This is a genomic window from Arcicella sp. BE140, assembly GCF_031456255.1.
In the GTDB taxonomy this organism is placed as follows: Bacteria; Bacteroidota; Bacteroidia; order Cytophagales; family Spirosomataceae; genus Arcicella; species Arcicella aquatica.
Genome location: NZ_JAVDUE010000002.1, coordinates 538703 through 563808, shown reverse-complemented (window position 1 = coordinate 563808; position 25106 = coordinate 538703). Strand labels below are relative to the sequence as shown.

The 25106-nt window shown below is 37.0% G+C and carries 14 protein-coding genes; 10 read left to right on the top strand and 4 right to left on the bottom strand.

Going from position 1 to position 25106, the window contains the following annotated elements:
* Window positions 1-597 precede the first annotated feature (597 nt).
* From J2Y60_RS05635 to J2Y60_RS05605, 7 genes are all read left to right on the top strand, one after another.
* Entirely contained in the window at window positions 598-2862 is a 2265-nt protein-coding gene (locus J2Y60_RS05635) for a fasciclin domain-containing protein (protein WP_309914537.1), read from the top strand.
* 70 nt (window positions 2863-2932) lie between these two features.
* Entirely contained in the window at window positions 2933-6199 is a 3267-nt protein-coding gene (locus tag J2Y60_RS05630; protein ID WP_309914534.1) for a SusC/RagA family TonB-linked outer membrane protein, read from the top strand.
* A 41-nt stretch (window positions 6200-6240) separates the two neighbouring features.
* On the top strand, window positions 6241-7743 hold the full coding sequence (locus J2Y60_RS05625; RefSeq protein WP_309914531.1) for a RagB/SusD family nutrient uptake outer membrane protein: 1503 nt from the start codon (window positions 6241-6243) through the stop codon (window positions 7741-7743).
* A gap of 62 nt (window positions 7744-7805) precedes the next feature.
* Window positions 7806-9467, top strand: a complete 1662-nt coding sequence (locus J2Y60_RS05620) for a fasciclin domain-containing protein (protein ID WP_309914528.1) — start codon at window positions 7806-7808, stop codon at window positions 9465-9467.
* A gap of 69 nt (window positions 9468-9536) precedes the next feature.
* Window positions 9537-10997: a fasciclin domain-containing protein gene (locus J2Y60_RS05615; RefSeq protein ID WP_309914525.1), complete on the top strand. Its 1461-nt coding sequence runs from the start codon at window positions 9537-9539 to the stop codon at window positions 10995-10997.
* A gap of 42 nt (window positions 10998-11039) precedes the next feature.
* Entirely contained in the window at window positions 11040-14255 is a 3216-nt protein-coding gene (locus tag J2Y60_RS05610) for a SusC/RagA family TonB-linked outer membrane protein (protein ID WP_309914522.1), read from the top strand.
* Window positions 14256-14318: 63 nt separating this feature from the next.
* Window positions 14319-16139, top strand: a complete 1821-nt coding sequence (locus tag J2Y60_RS05605; RefSeq protein ID WP_309914518.1) for a RagB/SusD family nutrient uptake outer membrane protein — start codon at window positions 14319-14321, stop codon at window positions 16137-16139.
* Between the two features lie 358 nt (window positions 16140-16497).
* On the opposite strand, the gene J2Y60_RS05600 is transcribed toward J2Y60_RS05605, so the two are convergent.
* Both J2Y60_RS05600 and polA read right to left on the bottom strand, forming a co-directional pair.
* Window positions 16498-17079, bottom strand: a complete 582-nt coding sequence (locus tag J2Y60_RS05600; protein WP_309914516.1) for a hypothetical protein — start codon at window positions 17077-17079, stop codon at window positions 16498-16500.
* A gap of 200 nt (window positions 17080-17279) precedes the next feature.
* Window positions 17280-20135, bottom strand: a complete 2856-nt coding sequence (polA, locus tag J2Y60_RS05595) for a DNA polymerase I (RefSeq protein WP_309914513.1) — start codon at window positions 20133-20135, stop codon at window positions 17280-17282.
* Between the two features lie 123 nt (window positions 20136-20258).
* Here polA and J2Y60_RS05590 point away from each other — a divergent pair, with 123 nt between their 5' ends.
* Window positions 20259-21293, top strand: coding sequence for an AAA family ATPase (locus J2Y60_RS05590; RefSeq protein ID WP_309914509.1), 1035 nt, complete (start codon window positions 20259-20261; stop codon window positions 21291-21293).
* Window positions 21290-21904, top strand: a complete 615-nt coding sequence (locus J2Y60_RS05585; protein WP_309914506.1) for a hypothetical protein — start codon at window positions 21290-21292, stop codon at window positions 21902-21904. Before J2Y60_RS05590 ends, J2Y60_RS05585 begins: the two co-directional genes overlap by 4 nt.
* A gap of 55 nt (window positions 21905-21959) precedes the next feature.
* Here the strand turns inward: J2Y60_RS05585 and J2Y60_RS05580 are convergent, their stop codons facing one another.
* Window positions 21960-22127 (bottom strand): hypothetical protein, encoded by a 168-nt coding sequence (locus tag J2Y60_RS05580; protein WP_309914503.1) that lies wholly within the window; start codon window positions 22125-22127, stop codon window positions 21960-21962.
* A gap of 18 nt (window positions 22128-22145) precedes the next feature.
* A complete protein-coding gene (gene pepT, locus J2Y60_RS05575; RefSeq protein WP_309914499.1) occupies window positions 22146-23396 on the bottom strand; it encodes a peptidase T in 1251 nt (416 codons plus the stop codon).
* 262 nt (window positions 23397-23658) lie between these two features.
* Here pepT and J2Y60_RS05570 point away from each other — a divergent pair, with 262 nt between their 5' ends.
* Window positions 23659-24933 carry a citrate synthase gene (locus tag J2Y60_RS05570; RefSeq protein WP_309914496.1) on the top strand — a complete coding sequence of 425 codons (1275 nt, stop codon included), beginning with the start codon at window positions 23659-23661 and terminating at the stop codon, window positions 24931-24933.
* The last annotated feature ends 173 nt before the right edge of the window (window positions 24934-25106 follow it).

Below are 25106 nucleotides of genomic sequence, written 5' to 3'. Positions count from 1 at the left end.
TTTTAAAATATGCTCCCTTCTTATTTACCTTCTCAAAAAAATAATTAAAAAAAAATTACAATTTGATGAGTATCAAAAATTGTACTATTCTGATATTTAACAGTACTTACAGGATGGTACATGATGGTCAGCGAAACCTTAATAGGTTATTTTACAATAAATAATTCATAAAATACAAAAATGCTTTTTATGAATTAGGTCAAATAAGCCTTTAATAGGCTAGCAAAAACAAACAATTTCAAGATTATTAAACCATAAATCAAACTTTTTTTATCCCTAAAAGCTAGTCTCAAAGGGTTTTCCCGAGTCCAAAGTATCATTAAATCACTATATAAAACAAACTATTTTCTATGAACAAAACTGTACTCCTTCATAAATTAGTCGAAATGTGTTAAGAAGACACATACTCAACCAAGCCACTTTTGATTACCACAATAATTGCTACGATTACATAAGATAACACTCTAAAAAGAGTTTCATCCAATTTCAACTTAAAATTAATGAAGGTCAAAAATCTTCATGTGAAACCTGTTTGTTTAAAATTAACAAAATCAAAAAATTAAATCACAATCCTATAATATACATAAACCATAAAGAATGATGTATCAATACTCTTTTCGTTATTTTTTTGTCATGCTTGGCATCGTGTTCACTTTGCTTAGTAGTTGTACTAAAGAAGAGCTGGATATATACAAACGTCCAGAAACATTAGAGCCACCCATTTATCAAACACTCCAAAACAAAGGGAATTTCACCACACTGCTAGGAGTTATTGATAAAAGTGGCTATCAACGTACCCTTAGTAGTGCTGGCTATTGGACATTTTTTGCACCCAATGATGAAGCCTTCAAAGCTTATTTTACGACAACAGGCCTTACATTGGCTAGCTTAGATTCTACGAAAGCTCGCGAACTTATACAAAACGTTTTAGTTTTTAATGCTTTTGACAAATCTCGTCTAGCCGACTACCAGTCACCCCTTGGCTGGCAAGAATCAAGAGCTTTCAGAAGAAAGACTGCCTTTTATACAGGCTTCTATGACGAAACTACTTTTGATGGTACGAAATTAAAAGCTGTTTCATTAAATCGCCCTAATAACAACTATATCGTCGGTGATAACAACAACAAGCATATTTCATATTTCATTGATGAGTATTTCACTGCCGTAGGATTAAGCGCTGCCGACTACAATTACTTCTATCCAACTTCAACCTATGCTGGTTTTAATGTGATGGAAGCAAAAGTAGTGAATGCCGATATTTTTGCTGAAAACGGTATGATTCATGAAATTGATAAAGTATTGACTCCTCAACCTTCTATCGACGAGTTTTTACGTACTAAACCTCAATACAGTGTGTTTAGAAACCTGATTGAGAAATATGCTGCTACGTATGCCTTGAACGATGCCATGACGACTAAATATAGTAACCTGACTGGCAAAGGCGACAAGGTATATGTAAAGACATTCAATAAACAAGCTAGTAGTGGTAAGTTTTTGACCTTTGCGACTAACTGCGAAAACTTTTTGAAGAATGCTGATAATGATTCACAATTAGATATGTGGACGGCCTTTATTCCTACTAATGATGTGCTGACACAGTATATCAATACTGTATTATTAGAAAACTATACGTCATTGGATGCAATGCCTCCGGGAATTGTTATCGATCTTATCAATGCGCATTTATTTCCAACTACAGTTTGGCCAACTAAATTCAAAAACAGCTTTAACGCATTGGGCGAGGAAGCTCGCTTTGATGCCGCTAGCAACGTTATCGAGAAAAAAGTATTGAGTAATGCCATGCTTTATGGTACCAACAAAGTGCAAGAATCTAACCTTTTCTCTTCGGTTTATTCAAAGGCATATCTAGACCCTAAGTACAGTATCATGACAAGAATATTGGATATGGACTGGAAAAATACCATTCTTAACCCACGAGTAAACTATACTTTGTTCATGATTAGTGACGAAGCATTCAAAGCGGCTGGTTATGACTATGACCCTTCTAAATTTGTATCAAACGTGGCTAACAGTGAATGGGGCTATACAGCACCGGGAACTACTACTCGTACATCGGGTACTTCTATGTTAGCCAACCTTCAAAGAATTGTGGCTACTAGTGTTGTTTATACACCACAAAACCAATTGAATGATTTATCTGGAAAAGGCGTAATTGATGCAATCAATGGTGAGTATATCAAATACGAAAACAACAAAGTAACCTCAACAGGTATCAAATCGGCTCCGTTAAGTATTGTAAAATCTAAAACTGCTTCAAACGGAAAAGTATATTATACTACTGGCTTATTGAATTTTGCACCAGCTAATACTAACATTGCCGACCCTATCGGTAAAGACCTTTCAGTATTAGGTGCTACTTCAGACTCACCATACTATAATTTCTATCAATACCTTAAAAACTCAACCATTTTCACGGCTGCAACATTTGCGATAAGCAACGTAAACGAGGGTAGTTTTTATACATTCTTTGTGCCAGACAATGCGGCGATTCAGGCAGCAGTAAATGATGGCGTTTTACCGGGAACAGGTACTGGGGCAGTAAAAACACCAAATTTTAATCCTACAAGCTTGCTTGATAAAAAGAAGGTAGAAGACTTCATCAGCTATCATATCTTAAATAAAAAATCAATTGCACCAGACGGTAAAGAATCAGGAGCGATGGAAACTTTGCTTAAAGATGCTGTAGGAGACCCTGTAAAAGTTACCGTACTCAATAGTGTAGGTTCGATGCAATTGGCAGATGCTACTTCAAAGAAATCTAATGTTAGAGTTGACAAAAGTAACAACCTTTCTAACAGAGCGATGATTCATTTGATTGATGGTTATTTAAAGGCCAACTAAACCCCAACGGTATACGACTAGTGGATTTATAGGTCATACAACTCGTTTAAAAAAACTTGCAAATAAGCCAATGAAAATTTTTACCAAATTACTAATAATAACAGGTGTATTGCTATTATGCCAACATTTGTCAATAGCACAAACACCTAATTTACATACTGTTAGAGGTAAGATTATTGACCTCAAAGATAGCTCTGCTGTGATAGGTGCTACAGTAGCTGAGATTGACCGCGACAACCGTATCATTAAAGGGGTAAGCTCGGATGTGGAAGGGAATTTCGTTATCAGGGTTTCTAATGCCAATAACAGACTCTCGATTTCGAGTATCGGTTACAAAACCCAAAAGATTGATATCAAAGGACGTACTTCGATAAAAATCTGGTTTGAGGCTACCACTTCAGACCTTGACGAGGTAGTCGTTTCGGCTCGTCCAACTGATAACGGGTTGATGTCTGTTTCTGAAAGAAATACTACGATTGCCGTTGCGAAAATTGATGCAAAGGCCGTGGAAGATATGCAGGGAACATCTATTGACCAAATGTTGCAAGGTCGTTTATCAGGGGTAGATATTACGGCTGCTTCTGGTGACCCTGGTACAGGGATGCAAATCAGAATCAGGGGTACGTCATCAATCAACTCATCAGTTGACCCTATGATTGTAGTAGATGGTATGCCTTATGAAACATCTATTCCATCTGACTTTAACTTTGGTAGTGCCGACGAAATGGGTTACGCTTCTTTATTAAACTTAGCACCCTCGGACATTAAAAATATTGCAGTGTTAAAAGATGCTGCTGCTACAGCGATGTGGGGTTCAAGAGCAGCCAATGGGGTAGTAGTAATTAATACGAAAAGAGGTACTGTTGGTACACCTAAGGTTACTTATACTTTCAAAGGTTCTGTTTCTAAACAGCCAAATGCTATTCCAATGCTTTCGGGTGACCAATACTCAATGTTGATTCCTGAAGCTGTCATGAATAGAAACGGTGTGCCATTGAATACACAAACGGTAAAAGAATTTCAGTATGACCCAAATGACCCTTATTGGTTCAACAACTACGGACAAAACGTAAACTGGGTAGATGCCATTACACAAATTGGTTATTCACAAGACCATAATGTTTCTATTACGGGTGGTGGTGAAAAAGCTAAATATTATGCTTCTACTGGATACTTTACTCAAAAAGGAACAACGATTGGTACTGGCTTAGACCGTTTGAATACGCGTATTAACCTCGACTATAACGTATCAAACAATATTCGTTTCAAAACCGACTTATCGTTTACACACTCGTCAAATGCAAGAAACTATGTTTCAGCTTTAACAAGTAATAAAGATTTAATTCGTTCGGTAGCGTATAGCAAAATGCCTAACATGAGTATTTTTGAATACAATGATTTAGGAACATTGACAGGTAATTACTTTTCGCCATTAACCAATATTCAGGGTGCTTTCCCAGGGACTTATAACCCTGTTGCGATGGTTGAATCTGCGAAAAATAATATTATTTCAGAAAGAATTATTCCTCACTTTCAAGTACAGTACGATTTAGTACCTGAAAAATGGATAGCTACTTTTGATATTCAGTTTGATATTAACAATAACAAAACAAACTCTTTCTTACCACAAGTTGCTACTGGACAAACATTTACTAGCCCTGCGGTAAACGTTGCGACAGATGGCGATGCCGATGGTTTTGCCGTAACCACTAAAACAAGTTTGATTTATACGCCAAAATGGAAAAACACTAAACATGACTTTACAAGTTTATGGGCGTTGAATACTTCAGATATTAAATCTGTTTGGCAAGAAGCTTATGTTACCAATACGGCATCATCTGATTTGACAGATGTTACCAACCCAGCTCGTTTAACTACTTCAAAATTATCATCAGGTGTTTCGCAGACTCGTAACATTGGTTTGTTATGGAACATTCACTATGGCTTTTTAGACCGCTATATCTTTGATATTGGTATTCGTGGTGATGGTAATTCTCGTTTTGGTCCAGATTATCGTTATGGTTTATTCCCTTCTATTTCAACAAAATGGATTATTTCGGATGAACCTTTCATGAAAAGATTCGACAACTTAATTGAGCACTTAGGCTTGAGAATGAGTTACGGACAAAGTGGTAATGCTCCACGCAAAGACTATCTGTTCTATGGTAAATACAATACTTTGGGTTGGTCTTACCTTGGTTCTGCTGGTGTTGTTCCACAAACGATAGAATTGAACAACCTCCGCTGGGAGCGTATCATTGGTAGAAACATTGGTATCAACTTAATTACTCGTAACAGAAAATTAACGATTGATGCTGAATTCTATAAAAACAGTACTAAAGATTTATTCTTTGAAGACCTACAGATTCCTGCCTTTACTGGTTTCAACACGGTACAAATGAACGTGGGTACAATGGAAAACTCTGGTTGGGAGTTCAGCTTAAACTTGAATGCCTACAAGACCAAATCATGGTTGGTAGATTTCAACATGAACATTGCTCATAACGTCAACGTAATCCGCGAAATCTCTGATTTATATCCTCGCCAGGGTGGTATTTCAACGTTGAATGGTGCTTACATGACTTATATGCAAGTAAACAATCCTTTTGGTTCATTCTATGGCTACCGCTATTTAGGGGTCTATAAAGACAAAGCTGCTACCGTAGCGAGAGGTAAAAGTGGCGAGCCGATCATTACGCCAGATGCTCAGTCAGTTTATATGCGTTTCAATTACCCACAAACTGACTATGTATTCCAACCTGGAGATGCGATGTATGAAGATGTTAACAAAGATGGTAATATCAACTACATGGACTTAGTGTATTTAGGAAACAGTAACCCAGCTTTCACAGGTGGATTTGGAGCAAGTGTTACCTATAAATCTTTCAAATTGACTACCTTCTTCAACTTCCGTAACAATTACGACGTAGTAAATGCTACCCGTATGAATACTACTAATATGTATGGTTTCGGAAATCAGAGTACTGAAGTATTGGCTCGTTGGAGAAAAGAAGGTGATGAAACTATGGTACCACGTGCTTTATACAATACTGGTTATAACTGGTTGGGATCAAGCAGATACGTTGAAGATGCTTCATTCGTACGTTTCAGAACAGCTACTATAAGCTATACATTCAAGAAAGAGCTTTTGAAAACCTTGAATATTACAGCATTGAGAGCATATGCAACCGTTGAAAACTTAATGACTTGGACAAACTATAGCGGGCAAGACCCAGAAGTCCAGATGCGTGGGAGTGACCCATTCAGAGTAGCGACGGATAACTCGATGACGCCAGCACCTAAAACGGTGACCTTTGGTATAGCGGCTACTTTCTAAGTATAATCAATACAGATACAACAATTATAGATAAAAATACAATGTTGAAAAAGATATTTTATAACCTGATTTGTGTAAGCTCATTACTGATTGCTAGTTCTTGCGACAGTTGGTTAGCACTGAGCCCACAAGACGGAATCGTACAGAGTCGATTCTGGCAAAATAAAGAACAAGTAGAGTCTGCGGTAAGTGGTATCTATGCTTCTTTGATAGATGGTTTGCCTGAAAAAATGTTTATTCTGGGTGAAATCAGAGCAGATATGGTTACTAGTTCATTCAGAATTACCAATGCTGAACTAGACATCATGAGTAGTAATATTCTACCAACGAATGCCTTGACAGACTGGAGAGATTTCTACCGTATTATCAATTACAGCAATACTGTAGTAGCATTTGCTCCAAGTGTATTAGACAAAGATAAGACTTATACAGAAGCTGCTTTAAAAGGACACGTTGCTGAAGCAAAAGCAATGAGAGCGTGGATGTATTTTTATCTGGTAAGATTATTCGGAGAGGTGCCATTGAAATTGTCGGCAACTAGTAGTGATGATGAGATTGTTGCGTTAGCAAAATCGGGTAAGGATGTTATCCTTGCACAGATTGTAAAGGATTTAGAAGAAGCTGAGAAGGATATTCCAAGTACTTATGGCAACAAAGAAAAAGACCATAGTAGAATAACTAAACACATGGTAAATACCCTACAGGCTGATGTGTATTTGTGGATGGAAAAACCAACTGAAGCCTTGGCTGCTACTAATAAAGTAATTGCAAGTGCTAAATTCGGTTTAGTGTCAAGCCCCGAAAGAAGTATATCTTGGTTCAATACTATCAAAGCAGGAAATTCAAACGAAGGTATCTTCGAGTTGGCTCATGGTAGTGATTATGTCATCAGATTTGTAGCTACTACTTATCCTTTCTATGCCATTTTTGGTTCGGGTGCTTCTAGTACTTATAGGAGATACCAGGCTACCACTTATGTAACTGAAACACTTTTTACGGAAGACATCATAGACCCTACTAATTATGACACACGTGCTGATGATGCTTCTTTAAGCACAGCTACGGGGGTAATTAGAAAATACGACCGTCTGTCGGGTGATACTCCTTTCAACTTTATCGTGTATCGTTATGCAGATGTCCTTCTGATGAAAGCCGAAGCGTTGGCTTTGTTGAATAGAGGAACAGAAGCTTTAGCGATTGTAAAGCAAATTCGTCAGAGAGCTTGGGCAATTCCACAAACTGAGAAGTCGCCAGAGCCTACTAATATTGATGGTGTAGGCGGTGTGTTGGAATATATCTTAGAAGAACGTGCCAGAGAATTTGCCTTTGAAGGAAAACGTTGGTTTGATGTCCTTAGAAATGCCAAAAGAAGTAATTATAAGCGTCTTGACTTATTGATTGATTTAACAGCCAGAAGTGTTCCTAGCGAAAGACAACAATCTGCGATTGCTAAAATCAAAGACCCTAATAGTCACTATTTGCCGATTTATCTATACGAACTTCAAACAAATACACTTTTGGTTCAGAATCCATTCTATAAGTAACCATCAGAGGTTAAAACAACATTTTTTCAAGATGATTTTGAAGACATTAAAAAAATAAGAAAATGAAAAAGTTAATACAATCGCTCACATTACCATTACTTAGCCTATTAATAGGGCTAGGTATTATGAGCTGTACGGACGTAAAAATTGTTGAAACCACTACGGGTGATGCCAACCTATATAGTTACCTCCTGAAATACCCTGAAAAGTATTCAGATTTTGCCAAAGTTATTGACAAATCTGGCTATAATGGGTTCTTGGATGCTTATGGAGCTTATACGATGTTTGCTCCTACTAACACTGCCGTAAAAGCCTATTTAACACAGATTGGCAAAACTACCGACCAGCTTACTAAAGAGGAGGCTCAGGCTATCGTGAAAATCCATGTTATCAGAGATACCCTTACTACCAACTCTTTTAAAGATGGTAAATTACCACTAGTAACGATGTATGGACAATACTTGCTATCTGGCGTAACGAATGGTACTGAAGGTTCAAGCTATACATTAAATCGCCAAGCGAATATCGTTGAGTCAAACATCAAAACTGGTAACGGTATGTTGCATATTTTGGATGCTGTATTGAAACCTGCTACTAAGACAATTGCACAATTTGTGGGTGACAATCCAGACTATTCAATTTTTACACAGGCACTGAAAGAAACTGGATATTATGATTCGCTAAATGTGATTAACGAGAATATTGATAAACGCTTTATGACTTTGGTAGCGGAGTCGAACACGGTATTAGCAAAAGCTGGTTTTACCGATTATACGAAGCTGAAAGCGAGATATTCCAAGACGGGTAATCCAAAACTTAAAACTGATAGCCTTAATATTTATGTGGCATACCATATCCTAGATGGAGCTAAATACTTGGGCGATATTATTACCGCTACTTCACACATTACAAAGGTATCAACTGAACCTACAGTAGTTAGTTCTAAATTAGAGGGACAAACTGTGTTATTGAACGATGATATTTTTAATGGAATCAGAGAAGTAGGGGTTGAATTGTCACGTACGCTAAGCGACAACACTGCTACTAATGGTGTAGTACACAGCAGTTTGGGCGACTACAATGTAAAATTACGTTTGCCTATCAGAATTGACTGGGACGTTTGCGATTTCCCCGAAATCAAAAAGCTTTCTGCATATTATGGCAAAAAGACTTATGCTTTCCCTGTGGGTACGGTATTGAAAGACATCACTTGGGCAAATGCCAGCTTCCCTCCTACGTATGTATATGCTGGTTCTGAAAACGCAGCCAAAAGAGATTACCTACAAGTACCGATGGGTGTACCTAGTAGAAACTTATGGCTTGAAATGAAAACGCCAATTATTCCAAAAGGTAAGTACAAAGTATGGATGTGCTACAGACGTCAACGTACATCAAACAGCTTTACGATTACTTGTACAGGAGCAATTGATGGTGAAACGCTTACACGTCCTTTCTTATTTATCGACCAAGTTCCTTCATTATCAGCGGGAGAATTAGAATCACTAGGCTGGAAAATTTTTATGTCACCAGGAACAGACATCAATGCTGCAGCACGTTTGCTTGGAACAATTGATATTAAAACAACTGACAGGCATACTTTCCGTTTGCAGGCTATCAATGGTACGCACTCGCCAAACAACATTGATATGATTCAGTTCATTCCAATCAACCAGAATCAGCTTAGTCCTCGCCATTTACCAGACGGTACGCTGATTAATGAGTAACAGCTTGTATTTCGATGATAGAAACTGGTCAATAAAGAGACTTATATTATAAATATTAAAAGCATTCAAATGAAAATAAGATACTTATACTTTTTACTAATTGCCTTTTGGGGAACAATCCTACTATCGTGTAAGACATGGGATGACCGTTTAGTATCTGCAAATGATGATTTAGGAAAAACCTTATTTGCTGAAATTAGTGCACAAACTAACTTAAGTAAGTTCAAAGAGATTTTAGAGAAATCGGGGTACAGCAAAGTGCTTTCTTCTTCTAAAAACTATACGGTGTGGGCTCCTACCAACGACGCCTTAGCTAGTTTGAGTACTACCATTATCAATGACTCGGTAGCATTAAAAGCCTTTGTTGGCAACCATATTGCTTTGCAAAGTCATGTTATGCCTACAACTACCACTACTGAATCAGTTGGTTTGGTAAATGGTAAATATGTTACTTTCGGAAAGGATATTTTTGGTACAGCAGCCATTACATCGTCTAATAAATATGTAGGCAATGGTGTATTGCATATTATTGGTTCGGCAGTTCAGGTATTGCCTTCGTTGTGGGAATATGTTAATACGACCAAAGGCACTTACGCTCAGAACTCAGCTATTATCAACCTTACTTCACAAGTATTTAATGCTAGTAAGGCTACGATAGATAGTATTAGTGCTACAACTGGTTTGCCAGTATATCGCCCAGGAACAGGTTTTGAAACAGTAAACGCTTTCACTCAGAAAGTATATGATTTGAATGATGAGTCGAAAAAATATACTTACTTCCTTTTGGCTAACGATGTGTTTACTCAAGAAGTAACGAAGATTTCTCCATATTTCAAAACAAGTACCACTGATAGTACCTACAGAAAAGCCGCTTATGAAACCATCAAAGATTTAGCCATTGAAGGGGAATATTCAATCAACCAACTACCTGCTACTTTAAAATCAAAGTTTGATGTAACTCTTGCGATTGATAAGTCGGCCATCGTGCAAACGATAAAAGTAAGTAACGGAACAGTGTATGTATTGAATAAAATTGGCGTAACTATCAACGATAAGTTTAAGCCCATCATTGTTGAAGGTGAAAATTATGCTAGCAGAATGACGACAGCATCAAGCCTTGCCTCTACTGTAATTGCGGTACGTACACTATTAAACCCATTGACTAATACAAATTTCAAATCGGTCTTTGTAGTTGGACATGGAAACAGCGGTTTTTGGCTTCGTTACAATTTGCCAGAAACACCATCTATCAAATACAAAGTGTATTGGGTAGCCGTAAACGACTTGTATGGTTCTAACACAGCAACGGGGGAAACAGCCACTTTTGCCATTAACCAAAAGTTATCGATGGGCTCGTTGAGTTCAGCAACCTTTGCTTATCCAGCAGCGGCACTGCCAGTGAAGAATTATACAGAACAATTACTCGGTGAGTACACAGTAAGTTCTTATGGTACACTAAGCCTATATTTAGTAGCCAACGGAACCAATGCCATGGCCCTTGACTACATTAAGCTTGTACCAGTTCTTTAGTTTGCTACATAATATTTTGCCAAAAAACGAACGATGATTCTAATGAAGTATTTCATAAAAAATATACAAACATTCCCCAAAACGACTGTCGCTTTAGCATCTTTTTGTGGATTAGTGCTGTGCGGCTCGGCTGTACAGGCTCAGGATACCCCAATTCAGGAAGTAGTTAAAATTCATCCAAAATATAATACCGAAATTTCGGGGGTTATTATCAGTGCTTCAACAGGTAAACCTGTGACGGGTGCAAGGGTGTATTACAAAAGCATGACTTCGTCTATTACTGCTGAAGATGGTACATTCAAATTAAGTATTCCTAGCCCAATGGTTTCCATTTCGGTTGAATGTCCGGGGTATGAAAGTACTGAAATTGCTGTAGCTAAACGTAGTAAAATCAACATTGTTATTCAAGACCAAACTGGGCTTGAAAAATCGTATGTTTTGCCTACAGGAATTTCAATAGGAAAGCGTGTAATAGGTGCTGCAAGTTCATTGCCTGTACCTGATGCTTGGTCAAAAATCACAGATTCTCCAGATAGCTATTTACAAGGCAGAGTAGCGGGTTTAAACAACACTCGCTATTCGGGTACTGCTAACAGCGGAACATTTACTACTTTGCGTGGGTTAAATTCATTGCAAGGTACAAACCGCCCGCTTTATGTAGTTGATAATATCATTTATGATGCTGGCGTATATGGAAACTCACTGAATAGTAATTATTTCGATAATCCATTAGGATACATTGATGTAAGAGATATTACGAACATTACTGTATTAAAAGATGCTTCAGCGGCAGCTTTGTATGGAACGAAGGCAGCGAATGGCGTGATTTTAATTACGACGTCAAGAGCGAAAGAACTAGGAACAAAAATTGACTTTGCGATGTATGGCGGAGTAAACATGGCTCCTAAAGACTTGCCTGTAATGAATACAAATAGTTATAGAAGTTATTTATCAGATATTTTATCTTCATCGGGCTATTCAAATTCACAGATTGAAAGTTTGCCTTATATGAATGATAATAAGGCAAACAATCCTGACTATTATACATATCATAACGAAACTGATTGGCAAAAGAAAGTATATGCTAGCAAGCCATTAACCAACATGTATTTACGTGTAACAGGTGGTGACAACATTGCAAAATATGCCCTTTCAATCAATTATCTGAGCAATAAAAATGGTGTGGCTGGTTCTACTTTGGAAAAATACAGTACCCGTTTTAATGCTGACATGAACCTTAGCCGCAAGCTTACTGCTGCTGCCAATTTGAGTTTCTCTTATAACGAGGCTGAAACAAAAGATTTTGGTTTTGCTTCTAAGACCAACCCCATTTATTTATCATTGGTAAAAGCACCTTTCTTGACAGATTATAGTGTTTCAAATACTGGGATATTCTCGCCATTTTATGCAGACGAAGATATTTTTTCAGTAGGTAACCCTGCGGTGGCTGCTACAAGTACTATTGGTGGTAACAAGGCGTATCGTTTCTTTGGTGTACTTGATTTCCAATATGCTTTTTCGAGTGCATTAAAAATCGGGACTAATATTGCTGTTACGTTTGATAAAATCAAAGAAAACCGCTTTATACCAAACTATGGTTTAGTGAGCGATACCCTTAAAAATGTACTGGCTCTTAATCAGTTAAGTTCACAAACGAAGCGTTTGTTCAATGTTTCAAACGAAACGTATTTAGCGTTTAATAAGACTTTTAAAAACGTTCATGATTTATCAGGACGCTTAGGAGTACGTTTTATTAATTCAAGAGTAGAACAAGACAAAATCTTTGGGTATAACTCAGCTACTGACCAATTAATCAGTGTGGGTAATGGTTCTGTTATTTACAATGATATTAAAGGGGGTATTGGTACATACAACTGGATGAATACCTATTTAAACTTGAATTATGTTTATTCAGACAAATATTTCTTATCATTCAACGTAGCCATGGATGCGTCGTCTCGCTTTGGTAAAAGTGTATCAACCAGCGATGCTATCAGCATAGGCAACACGCCATTTGCATTGATGCCTTCGGTTTCTGCGGCTTGGTTGCTTTCGTCTGAACAATTCTTAGCAGATGGGCCTTTCGATTTATTAAAACTTCGTGTATCTACTGGTCGTGTTGGTAATGATGATATTGGCAACTATGCTTCTAAGCAATATTATGTTGGACAAAACTTATTGGGTCTTCAAGGTATCGTACGTGGAAACATTGCTAATCCGAACTTGAAATGGGAAAGTGTATCAAAATTCAATGCAGGTTTAGACATGAATATTCTTCATGAGCGTATAAGCTTAAGTGTTGATGTATTTAGCAATAAAACAACGGATATGATTGTGGCTGAAAAATTGCCAACAGTAACGGGATTAAGTTATGTAATGACAAACAGCGGAGCCATGAGTACTACAGGGGCTGAAGCTAGTTTGAACATTAAATTATTGAACAAATCAGACTTGAAGTGGGATTTTGGTGTTACTATCGCTCAATCAAAAACAAAGTTGGATAAGCTACCGAACGGTAATGCAGACATCGTTTCTAACTACGGACAGGCTTCGTTCTTGAGCAGAGTAGGTGAAAGTCCAAATGCATTCTATGGTAATGTTTCAAAAGGTGTATATGCTACAGATGCTGCTGCGGCGGCAGATGGTTATATGTCAAGACTGGCTGATGGTTCTTTAAGAGCATTCAAAGGTGGTGATATAAGATTTGAAGATGTAAATGGTGATAAAATAATCGATGACCAAGACAAAAAGATTATCGGTGACCCAAATCCTGATTTTTATGGCGGTATCAACAACCGTATAATCTATAAAAACTGGACGTTAGATGCCCTTTGTAGTTTTGTATCTGGTAATGAAGTATATAACTATACACGCAGGGTGTTAGAGTCGGGTAATGGTTATTTAAACCAATCGCAAGCAATGGTAACGCGTTGGAGAGGAGAAGGACAAATAACAGATATTCCAAGAGCTACGTATGGTGACCCTGTTCAAAATTCACGTTTTTCGAACAGATGGATTGAGGATGGTTCATATTTTAGATTAAAATCAATTTCAGTTTCTTATAACTTCTCTGTCAACAAAAGTCTTTTGAAGTATTTAACCGTGTATGCTTCGGCAAACAATGTGTTAACACTGACAAAATACCTTGGGTATGATCCAGAATTTAGTTCAACAAATGCAGTAGTAGGACAAGGCGTTGATAATACTTTAGAGCCTATCCAAAAATCATTTCACTTAGGCGTTAAAATAGGTTTATAAGATTAAGCCTAACAGAATCCTCAGTAAACTGAAATTATTAATCGTTAAAATTATCGAAATAAGATGAAATCAATTTTTAGAAAAATAATCATCAATCTAGGTGTACTTTCTTGTGTGTGGATTGGTACTTCTTCGTGTTCAAAGGTATTTGACCTTGACCCTGAGGAAGCCCTAACTACCCAACAAATGTATCGTGACATCTATGATGCCGATGCTGCCATTATTGGCTTATACGGTAAGTTTTCAACGCTTGCTAAACAATATGTAGTATTGAACGAACTTCGTGCTGATTTGCTCGATGTTACTGAAAACGCTGATTTATCACTCCGTGAAATCAACAATCACAGCGTTTCAGCCAATAATGCTTATGCTGACCCTCGTCCTTATTATGAGGTGATTCTTAACTGTAACGATATCTTGAAGAATTTCAAGATGATGGTGGAGTCTAACAAAATAAAAAGAACTGAATACAACCAACGTTATGCCGACGTAATAGCCCTAAGAAGCTGGCTTTATTTACAATTGGCTATTCATTTCAATAATGTACCCTACATTACTGAAACAATAGAACAAGTTTCAGACGTTTCGGCTATTGCTAGTAAGCCTACTATTCCATTAAAGGAAATGGTAAAACAGCTTATTACGGCAATGGAAACGATTCCAAGTGTGTATCTTGACCCTTATTCGTTAGATAATACTTTTGTTTCAAACAATGTGGATGGCTACTCTCCTACTACTTTCTTTATTGAAAAACACGTTTTGTTAGGCGATTTGTACTTATGGGACAACCAATATAATAAGGCAGCTACAATGTATAAATATATCATGACTACATCCGACCGCCTTGGTTTTGAAGCCACAGATATTAACGTTTGGTATCATTTATACAAAATTACTCGTGGACAAATATCAAGTGGTATGGGTCCAGTAGCGGTAAGCTATGATAGCAATATCAACGACGAAAGTAGATTACTTGATAACAACAATACTGGATGGCGTTCACTTTTTGCACGTGACCGTTCGAACACTAACTACAATGGTACTTCTAATACATCATCTATCTCGCGTGACCCTGAATGGCTTTGGTTACTACCATTTGATAATAAGTTTTTACCTCAAAACCCGTTCATTGACCTTTTCTCGAACGTAGGTGGTAGCTATTTATTACAGCCTTCGCAACAAGCACAGGATATGTGGAATACACAAACACAAACTAATAATTTCTCGTTTGATGCTCGCGGAAGAATGTCGTACAAAATTGTCAATGGTAGACCAGTTGTGTATAAGTACTTATACAACTATCTTAATCCAAACTTAACAGGTTCTGTACTTAGTTTAGTGGGTAAAAGTCTGCAAGAAAAGAATGGTCGTTGGTTCTTGAACAGAGCAGCTAACGTACATTTAAAATTTGCAGAAGCAGCTAACCGTGAAGGTCGTAGAAAATTAGCCTTTGCTTTAATGAATAGTGGTGTTGCCAATATTTATAATGGTTCATCTAGTGATAAAACCAACTTGATGAATACGTTTGATGTTCCTCCTTATGACTTTGACGCAAGAAACGGTGATGCCCCAGTTCGTTATCGTTCATCATGGCACTTAGCTACGGGAATCAGAGGTAGAGCGATGTTGAAGGACGTAGCAGTAGTTGGTGACAGCACGTTATCTATTGAAAATTCTATCATTAATGAAGGCGCTTTGGAGTTAGCTTTTGAAGGACACCGTTGGAGCGACTTGTTAAGGGTAGCCCTTCGTAGAGAAGACCCAACTTTCTTGGCTGATAAAATCTATGATAAATTAAGAAAAGCTAATAACCCTAACGCTGCAGCAATAAGAAGTAAATTGATGAATAAAGACAATTGGTTTTTGCCTTTTAAGATTCAATAGATATATTGAATAGGCGGAGATTTGTCAAATATCACACACAGATTGGTCAACTTTTAAAAAGTTGACCAATCTAAAAGAGCCTAATAACATGAGTCATTCCGAATTTTAAAATCATAAAAAAGCGGTCGAAAAACTAATTTCGACCGCTTTTTTATGATTGATGGGCAACGAATTCCTACTGTTTGAGCGCAGCGAGTCGGTTCGCCGATGCGATTAGGAATTCTTGATTTTTTTACGGTCCGCCGTTGCGGTTACTTTTTGCATCAAGGCAAAAAGTAAGGACGAGGATAAATTGCAAAAACTCAAAATCATCTAAAACTCACTATTTTTAGAGAAAATTTTGGATGACTCATGTTTATTAATCTCTCCTAACCGCACTTCCATATTTTTTATACAAAACCAGCGATACGATAGCGGTAACAACAATCAATACCAACAAAGCCATTACTGTTTTAACATCCTTGAATACCGAGCTAAGAATGCTGAACAATAATGATTCAATAAAGAAAATAACCCCTGTGTATATCCACCATGTATTATAAGTAGGCAGGTTTTCGAGTTCAATATTTACGGTAAAGTTATCTGAGAAGAAAAGCGTTTTCCATTTAGGGAAATCCCAAAGTAATAATCCGATTGAGGCTATCAATAATAGGAACGTAATATAGACTGTCCCCGTAAAATCCATTGAAAAGGTTATCAAAAAGATGTTTGTAATGATACCCAAGAAAATAAGGTTTCCGAGGGTAGCAAACCGTTGGGTCATCAATAATAAGGCAGCAATTATTTGGGTAAAACCTAAGAATTGCCAGTAGATACCTGTTTGGTACATGGCTTCAAAGAAGAATCCGATTGGGTTAGAAATTGGGATAGTTGTAAAACGATTTCCCATTAATTTAGTCAATCCAGAGGGGACAAAGGCAAAACCAATGAGGTACCTCATCCAGATTACAAAAAATGAGAGGTACTCGTTACGTCGTACACTAAGGTAAAGGTTGAATAGTATATTCACAAAGCTGTGGGAATGGTTTAGTTGAAGATAACCAAATATAGTGAATTAATAAACTTGAAATAGCTTTGACAACTTTTAAAAGTTGTCAAAGCTGTATTTCTCACTACACATTCCAAACGCTACACTCCAAATCAATGTGCTTCTAACCAATTCAAGCCAACGCCCATACCTGTTTCCATTTTTACAGGGAAAGGAAGCGCATTTACCATCAATTCATTTACTTTTTCTTTCATCAATTCCAGTTCTGATTTATGTACGTCGAATACTAATTCGTCATGCACTGTCAGAATCATTCGTGATTGTAATTTTTCTTCTTTGATAAAGTTGTTTACTTTAATCATCGCCAACTTAATCATATCCGCCGCCGACCCTTGAATCGGTGCGTTTACGGCGTTACGTTCGGCAAAACCACGCTCAACCATGTTGTTTGAATTGATGTCCCGCAGGTAACGTCTTCTTCCCAAAATGGTTTCTACATACCCTTTATCACGGGCGTCGATTACAGCAGTATCCATGTAGCGTTTAATGGCAGGGAACTCTCGCCAATAACTATCAATAATTTCTTTGGCTTCCGTTCTGGAAATAGCAATTTGCTGTGCCAAACCAAAAGCCGAAACGCCATAGATAATACCAAAGTTTACGGTTTTGGCTTTTCTACGCATATCAGAGGTTACTTCATCCAAGCTTACATTGAATACCTTGGCTGCCGTTGTTGCGTGGATATCTCTCCCTTGGTTAAAGGCTTCAATCATCGACTCGTCTTTGGCAACAGCCGCCATGATGCGTAATTCTATTTGCGAATAATCGGCTGAAAGAATTAAAAAGTCGTCATTTTTAGGAATAAAAGCCTTCCTGATTTCACGACCTCGTGCTGTACGAATAGGAATATTTTGCAAGTTAGGATTGGTACTTGACAAACGACCAGTAGCGGTAACAGCCTGATTAAAGGACGTATGAATACGACCAGTTCTTGGCGAAATCATCAATGGCAGGGCATCTACATAGGTAGATTTAAGTTTTTGTAATTCTCTAAAATCCAGAATCTTACGAGCAATCTCGTGTTCAGATTCCAATTTAGACAATACCTCTTCACCCGTCATATATTGACCAGTCTTCGTCTTTTTGGCTTTAGGGTCAAGTTTTAGTTTTTCAAATAAAATCTCTCCTAATTGTTTTGGCGAGCCAATATTAAATTCTTGTCCCGCTAATTCAAACACTTTGGTTTGTACCTCTAGCATATCTTTCTCCAAAGTTTTTGACATCACTTTCAAGAAATCTATATCTAGCTTAACACCCTCCATTTCAATATCACAAAGCACTTGGGTCAAAGGCATTTCTACTTCTTCCAATAGCTTTACTGCACTCGGGTTTTGAGCTAGAATAGGATGTAATTTCCCTTTTAACTGTAAAGTAATATCAGCATCTTCAGCAGCGTATTCTTTGATTTTTTCAAATTCCACTTCACGCATATTGCCTTGTTTGGCACCTTTTTTACCAATCAACTCTTCAATCGAAACAGGAGTATATTGTAAAAAATCTTCTGCCAAAATATCCATCCCGTGGCGTTTTTCAGGTTCGATGATATAATGTGCCAGCATCGTATCATACGTTTTACCTTTTACCTCCACACCATATTGAGAAAGCACCATTAAATCATATTTGATGTTTTGGGCTATCTTCTCAATTTTCTCATTGGCAAAAATAGGCTTAAATTCATCTACGATGGCTTGTGCCTCTTCCCTGTTTGCTGGAGTAGGTACATAATATGCCTCACCTGCTCGATACGCAAACGACAATCCTACTAATTCGGCTTCTACGGCATCTACACTGGTTGTCTCGGTATCAAAACATATTTCATCTTGTAAACTCAAAAAATGAATTAACGATTGACGTAGTTCTGGTGTATCAATCAAATGGTATTGATGTACCGTAGTATTGATTGTTGCTTTTTGATGGGATGCATTATCATCACCTTCGGTAATATCAAAAAGCTCTAATTTCTTTTCTTCCACAATACTTCCGAACAAATCAAATTGTCCAGTCGCCGTTTTTGCTTTCCCAGAAGCAATAACTTTTTTCGGTTCCGTATTGATAGAAACTTGCTCAGTGCTTTCCTCACCTAATAATCTTCTGCGTAATGTTCTAAATTCTAGTTCGTCTAAAAGTGGAGAAAGTAGTTCTTTGTTTACCTCACAAACTTTTAAATCTTCCTCATCAAAAGTCACAGGCACTTCACAGTGGATTGTCGCTAATTCTTTCGATAATAACCCTTGTACTGCAAAATTTCTAACGTTTTCCTGCTGTTTTCCTTTCAGTTTATCTACGTTTTCGATAAGGTTTTCCAAAGTACCATACTCCTGAATGAGTTTCTGAGCAGTCTTCTCTCCGATTCCCGGAATCCCTGGAATATTATCCGATGCATCGCCCATCAAGCCCAAAGTATCAATCACTTGCGAAACATTCAGAATACCCCAACGGTCTAGAATCTCTTTTACACCCAATACCTCCGCTGGTTTACCCATAAAGGCAGGCTTATACATAAAAATACGTTCTTCCACGAGCTGACCGTAATCTTTATCGGGTGTCATCATGTAAATTTCCATATCTTCATGTTCGCGAGCTGCCCTTTTGGCAATCGTTCCGATAATATCATCAGCTTCATAGCCCTCCATGATTAACATGGGGATATTCATGGCCGCACAAAGACGTTTGATATAGGGGATGGCAATGGTAATATCTTCTGGTTGAGCCTGACGCTGAGCCTTGTAAGCTTCAAACTGAATATGTCTGAAAGTCGGAGCAGCCGTATCAAAAGCCACACCAAGGTGCGTAGGTTTTTCCTTCGTGAGTACTTCCAACAAAGTATTAGTAAACCCAAACACCGCACTGGTATTCAGTCCTTTAGAAGTAATACGAGGAGTTTTCTGGAAAGCAAAGTGCGCACGATAAATCAAGGCCATTGCGTCGAGAAGAAATAGTTTTTTCATCTGATTGTAACGAAGAGTATATGTCTTGAAAGACAAGATTTCCTCAAAAATACCAAAATCTATTGGTTCTGTTTCACGAAGATTGAAAAGATGGTTAATATTGTGTAAATAAATGAAAAGAAGATGTTACGAAAAGTAAGAATACAGAACTTCAAGAGCCTTAAAGATGTGACGCTCGAACTCCAAAAAGTAAATCTCCTGATTGGTCCAAACAATTCAGGGAAGAGTAATTTTTTGAAGGGGTTGGAGTTTTTTACAAAAGAAGATAAAAGTATATATGACAGTACTTTACTTTTTAAGAGGAATTTGGAAAATATTTTAAGCATTTCTTTCTACATAGAAAATTATAACAAAAAAAGCTTAATAAAACTTGAAGGTACAAGTGATAAATTTGGTTTATTCTTATCTGAAGAAATTAATATAAATCTTCCTGACAAAAATTTAGAAGATACACTAGTTAAAAATGGGCATGATTCAATATCTTCTTATGTTGAGGAATCCAACATTTATAAACCAGACCCAAATACGTTTACAAAACTTGCGGATTTAAACTCGGCGGATAAATTATTACCTAACTGCTCAAACTTAGTTCCTTTCTTATTTAATTTAGGTCAGAATCATAAAAAGTTATTCAAAACCCTTGAGGATAATTTAGCCAAATGTATAGAGGATTTAGTTTCAATTGGTACACCAGCAGAAGGAAATAAATTAAGATTAAAGCTTTTTGATAAAGAGGATAATGATTACTGGGCAGACGAAGTCTCCGAAGGCGTTTTATACTTTCTAGCTCTTCTCTGTATTATCCACCAACCTAATCCTCCAAAATTATTATTATTAGAAGAACCTGAAAAAGGGATTCATCCACGTCGTATCCATGAAATCATGAAATTTATTTTTCAATTAGTGGAAGATAAAGATATTCAGGTAATTATGACAAGTCATAACGAACATGTTTTGGAAGAATTTACTACGATGCCAGAATCTGTTTTTATTTTTGATAAAGATGAAGAAGGAGCAACATTTGTTAAAAACCTTCAAAAAGATATTATTGAACCTAGTATTGTTAAAGCAAAAGAATTTGGTATTGAACCAATTAATTATACTGATAATATTGGCGAAAATTGGTTTATGGGCTTAATGGGAGGTGTACCAGCATGAAAGAAAAATTAATCTACACCTTACTTGGCGAAGGATACGCTGAGTATGCATTTTTAGAAACCTATTTGAAAAGAGTTTTTGAAATAGAAAAACCTAATATTCAATTGGTTTCAAGCAGACAAATGAAACCGAGCGGAGGAAAATCTAGTTCATCAGTCATTTTATCGAAAATTAAAGACCATTATATCACATCATTTATAAATAGAAATGATGTAAAACTCTTTATTGCGGGTATTGATTTAGATGAATCAGATTTTGAAGATAATATGCCCAAGTATAATGCAAAAATCGAAGAAATGAAAAATAAGTTAGGAAATCTTTACAGTAAATTTGAAGATAAAACTATATTATTCGTACCGATTCAAGCCATCGATTATTGGATTTTATATCAGCAAAAAAGTGAAAATAAAATCTCAAACAATTCAATTGAAAGTAGAAATAAAGATGAGATAAAGACAAGGTTATACGGAGATAGTAACGCAAATCAAATTAAAATCGAAAAGATATCCCTTAAAATTGCAACTAAAGCAAACTTTGAAGAACTAGCCAAACAATCAAAAAGTTTCAAGCTTTTCCACAACCAAGTAAAATCATTTATTGAAACACTCTAAAAACAACAACGGCTGTCTCCCTCCCAGAAAACAGCCGTTATTTCTTTACATCCTTTCAATACTCATCTTTCAACATCTTTACAAAATCATCTTCATAGGCTTTTAGCGCCTTTAATAATGCTTGTAATTCGTTGTATTCCGACGAGCCTTTTTTGGCATTGTAAAGTTTGTCTGCTCGTTCCGAGGCCTTTTCGTATTCAGCTTCGTTTTTAATCTTTATCATCTGATTTATCGGTAATTGTTATTGAGTTTTTTCTTCCCAAATTTTACACAAATTTATAATAGTTTCCGTAGCTTTTTCCATATCCTGTACAGAAACCCATTCGTGTTTTCCATGAAATGCATGTTCGCCTGCAAAAATATTCGGGCAGGGCAATCCCATAAACGAAAGCCTTGACCCGTCTGTACCTCCCCTGATGCTCATCTGTTTAGCTTCGATGCCACTTCTTTGAATAGCTTCTAAGGCATAGGCCGTTACTTGTGGCGTTTTGTCCAATACTTCCTTCATATTGCGGTATTGTTCAAATACTTCAAAGATAGCTTTTGAATGTGGATAATTAGCCAAAACGCCCTCCATTATTTCTTTCAATTTAGCTTCGTGGGCATGTAATTTTTCTTCAGAAAAATCGCGGATGATAAATTCAATCGTAGCTGTTTCTACCATACCCGTAATCCCAACAGGGTGGATAAAGCCTTCCATGCCTTCTGTTGTCTCTGGCGATAGACTATCTTTTGGAAGATTAGCCACAATATCTGCTGCAATTTTCAACGCACTTTCCATTCTGCCTTTGGCAAAACCAGGGTGTTGACTTACACCTTGAATCGTGATTTTTACGCCATCAGCCGAGAAGGTTTCATCTTCTAATGAACCCAACGTTTCGCCATCGATGGTATAACCAAAATCTGCCCCTAATTTCTGTAAATCTACGGCGGCTGTCCCTCTCCCAATTTCTTCATCTGGTGTAAATAAAATCTTGATAGTACCATGTGCTATATCAGGATTATTGACTAAGTGATAAGCCGCATCCATTATCTCGGCTACACCAGCTTTATTGTCTGCACCCAATAAAGTTGTCCCACTTGCCGTTATAATATCGTTACCATATTGATAAGCCAAATCTGGATGTTCTGCCAATTTAAGGATTTGTGAATGATCATCTGGTAAAACAATATCATGTCCTTGATAGTTAGGATGAATAATAGGTTTTACGCCTGCACCCGAACAGTCGGGGGAAGTATCCACATGTGAACAAAAGCAAATGACAGGAACATTTTTGGCTGAATTACTAGGAATAGTAGCATAAACATAGCCAAATTCGTCTAAATGGGCATCTTTCACACCCATTTCAATCAATTCCTGAACTAAAACTTTGCTTAAATCCTTTTGTTTTAAGGTAGAAGGTTGAGAAGAAGAATTGGGGTCAGACTGCGTATCAATTTGTACGTATCTCAAAAATCTTTCTGTCGATGTATTTTTATAATTAGTTAACATTTAGCGTGTTTTAAATTGTCTGTTTAATTATTAAGGTATTTTATTTACAAAGGTAACAAAGGTTTAAATTTTCGTGATTAACTTGCGACGAGATTATTGCAGAATATAAGGTTCTTATTGAAAAATAGAATTTTTTCAACAACTATCTAAATTTTGCAAAGAAAAACCGACTTATCCATTAGAAAGAGGATTTTTCATTTAATTTCGTATCAACAAAATAAAAACATATTTTTTCAAGATAAAGCCCAATAAATTATAGGTTATGTCAGAATTTGCAGAACTCTCGTTAGGTGACAAAAAGTATCAATTTCCTGTAATAACAGGAAGTGAAGATGAAAAAGCAATTGATATTGCCAAACTCCGTGATGAAACAGGTCATATCACCATTGATTCTGGTTACAAAAACACTGGAGCAACAAAAAGTGCTATTACGTTTTTGGACGGTGAACTAGGGATTCTTCGTTATAGAGGTTATTCTATCGAAGAATTAGCAGAAAAAGCTACTTTCTTGGAAGTTGCTTATTTGTTAATCTACGGTGAACTACCCACTACAGAGCAATATGCCGCCTTCGAAAACGAAATCAAAATGCACACCATCGTTAACGAGGATATGCGTAAAATTTTTGAAGGTTTCCCTGTAAATGCACACCCTATGGGCGTACTTTCTGCAATGGTTTGTGCAATGTCTGCTTTCTACACAGGCGACAAAGCGGGGGCTGATGAATTAAACATTATTCGTTTAATGGCTAAAATGCCTTCAATGGCTACTTGGTCTTACAAAAAGTCTCAAGGTCACCCAGTAAATTATCCAAACAACTCGTTGGATTATTGTTCAAATTTCTTGAACATGATGTTTGCTTTACCAGTTGCTCCTTACCACGTTAATCCTGTGGTTTCGGCAGCTTTAAATAAATTATTGATTCTTCATGCTGACCACGAACAAAACTGTTCTACTTCTACAGTTCGTTTAGTAGGTTCTTCTCATGCTAGTTTATATGCTTCAATTTCGGCAGGTATCAATGCACTTTCTGGTCCATTACATGGTGGAGCAAACCAAGAAGTAATTGAAATGCTAGAAGCTATCAAAGCAGATGGTGGTGATACTTCTAAGTACATTGCTATGGCGAAAGATAAAAACTCTGGTTTCCGTTTGATGGGCTTTGGTCACCGTGTTTATAAAAACTTTGACCCTCGTGCTAGAATCATCAAAAAAGCAGCAGATGATGTGTTAGCAGCTTTAGGTATCAATGATCCAGTATTGAAAATTGCTTCAGAATTAGAAGCTGCAGCTTTGAGTGACGAATACTTCGTAGCACGTAAGCTATATCCAAACGTAGATTTTTACTCAGGTATTATCTACCGTGCATTAGGTATCCCAACCGATATGTTTACAGTAATGTTTGCGATTGGTCGTCTTCCAGGTTGGATTGCACAGTGGAAAGAAATGAAAGCTAACAAAGAGCCTATCGGTCGCCCACGTCAAGTATATGTAGGAGCTACTGAACGTGCTTATGTTGATCTTGCTGATAGAAAATAGTTTTTTCTTGACAGATATATTGAAAGAGGTGTTTTGCGATAAGTGAGACACCTTTTTTGGTTTTTATGGTTTGTGAGTTTTTTTCTACTTTACATGATTTATCTGATATACTGATTGTTTTCTTTTGTAGACGATGTAGTTTTCTAAAGAAATTTAAATTTTTACTAAAACTT

What these genes read in the sequence shown, in the direction of transcription:
- J2Y60_RS05635 (WP_309914537.1), top strand. Translation starts at nt 598, where the DNA reads ATGATGTATCAATACTCTTTTCGTTATTTTTTTGTCATGCTTGGCATC.
- J2Y60_RS05590 (WP_309914509.1), top strand. Translation starts at nt 20,259, where the DNA reads ATGTTACGAAAAGTAAGAATACAGAACTTCAAGAGCCTTAAAGATGTG.
- J2Y60_RS05620 (WP_309914528.1), top strand. Translation starts at nt 7,806, where the DNA reads ATGAAAAAGTTAATACAATCGCTCACATTACCATTACTTAGCCTATTA.
- J2Y60_RS05625 (WP_309914531.1), top strand. Translation starts at nt 6,241, where the DNA reads ATGTTGAAAAAGATATTTTATAACCTGATTTGTGTAAGCTCATTACTG.
- polA (WP_309914513.1), bottom strand. Translation starts at nt 20,135, where the DNA reads ATGAAAAAACTATTTCTTCTCGACGCAATGGCCTTGATTTATCGTGCG.
- J2Y60_RS05610 (WP_309914522.1), top strand. Translation starts at nt 11,040, where the DNA reads ATGAAGTATTTCATAAAAAATATACAAACATTCCCCAAAACGACTGTC.
- pepT (WP_309914499.1), bottom strand. Translation starts at nt 23,396, where the DNA reads ATGTTAACTAATTATAAAAATACATCGACAGAAAGATTTTTGAGATAC.
- J2Y60_RS05585 (WP_309914506.1), top strand. Translation starts at nt 21,290, where the DNA reads ATGAAAGAAAAATTAATCTACACCTTACTTGGCGAAGGATACGCTGAG.
- J2Y60_RS05600 (WP_309914516.1), bottom strand. Translation starts at nt 17,079, where the DNA reads ATGAGGTACCTCATTGGTTTTGCCTTTGTCCCCTCTGGATTGACTAAA.
- J2Y60_RS05630 (WP_309914534.1), top strand. Translation starts at nt 2,933, where the DNA reads ATGAAAATTTTTACCAAATTACTAATAATAACAGGTGTATTGCTATTA.
- J2Y60_RS05570 (WP_309914496.1), top strand. Translation starts at nt 23,659, where the DNA reads ATGTCAGAATTTGCAGAACTCTCGTTAGGTGACAAAAAGTATCAATTT.
- J2Y60_RS05605 (WP_309914518.1), top strand. Translation starts at nt 14,319, where the DNA reads ATGAAATCAATTTTTAGAAAAATAATCATCAATCTAGGTGTACTTTCT.
- J2Y60_RS05615 (WP_309914525.1), top strand. Translation starts at nt 9,537, where the DNA reads ATGAAAATAAGATACTTATACTTTTTACTAATTGCCTTTTGGGGAACA.
- J2Y60_RS05580 (WP_309914503.1), bottom strand. Translation starts at nt 22,127, where the DNA reads ATGATAAAGATTAAAAACGAAGCTGAATACGAAAAGGCCTCGGAACGA.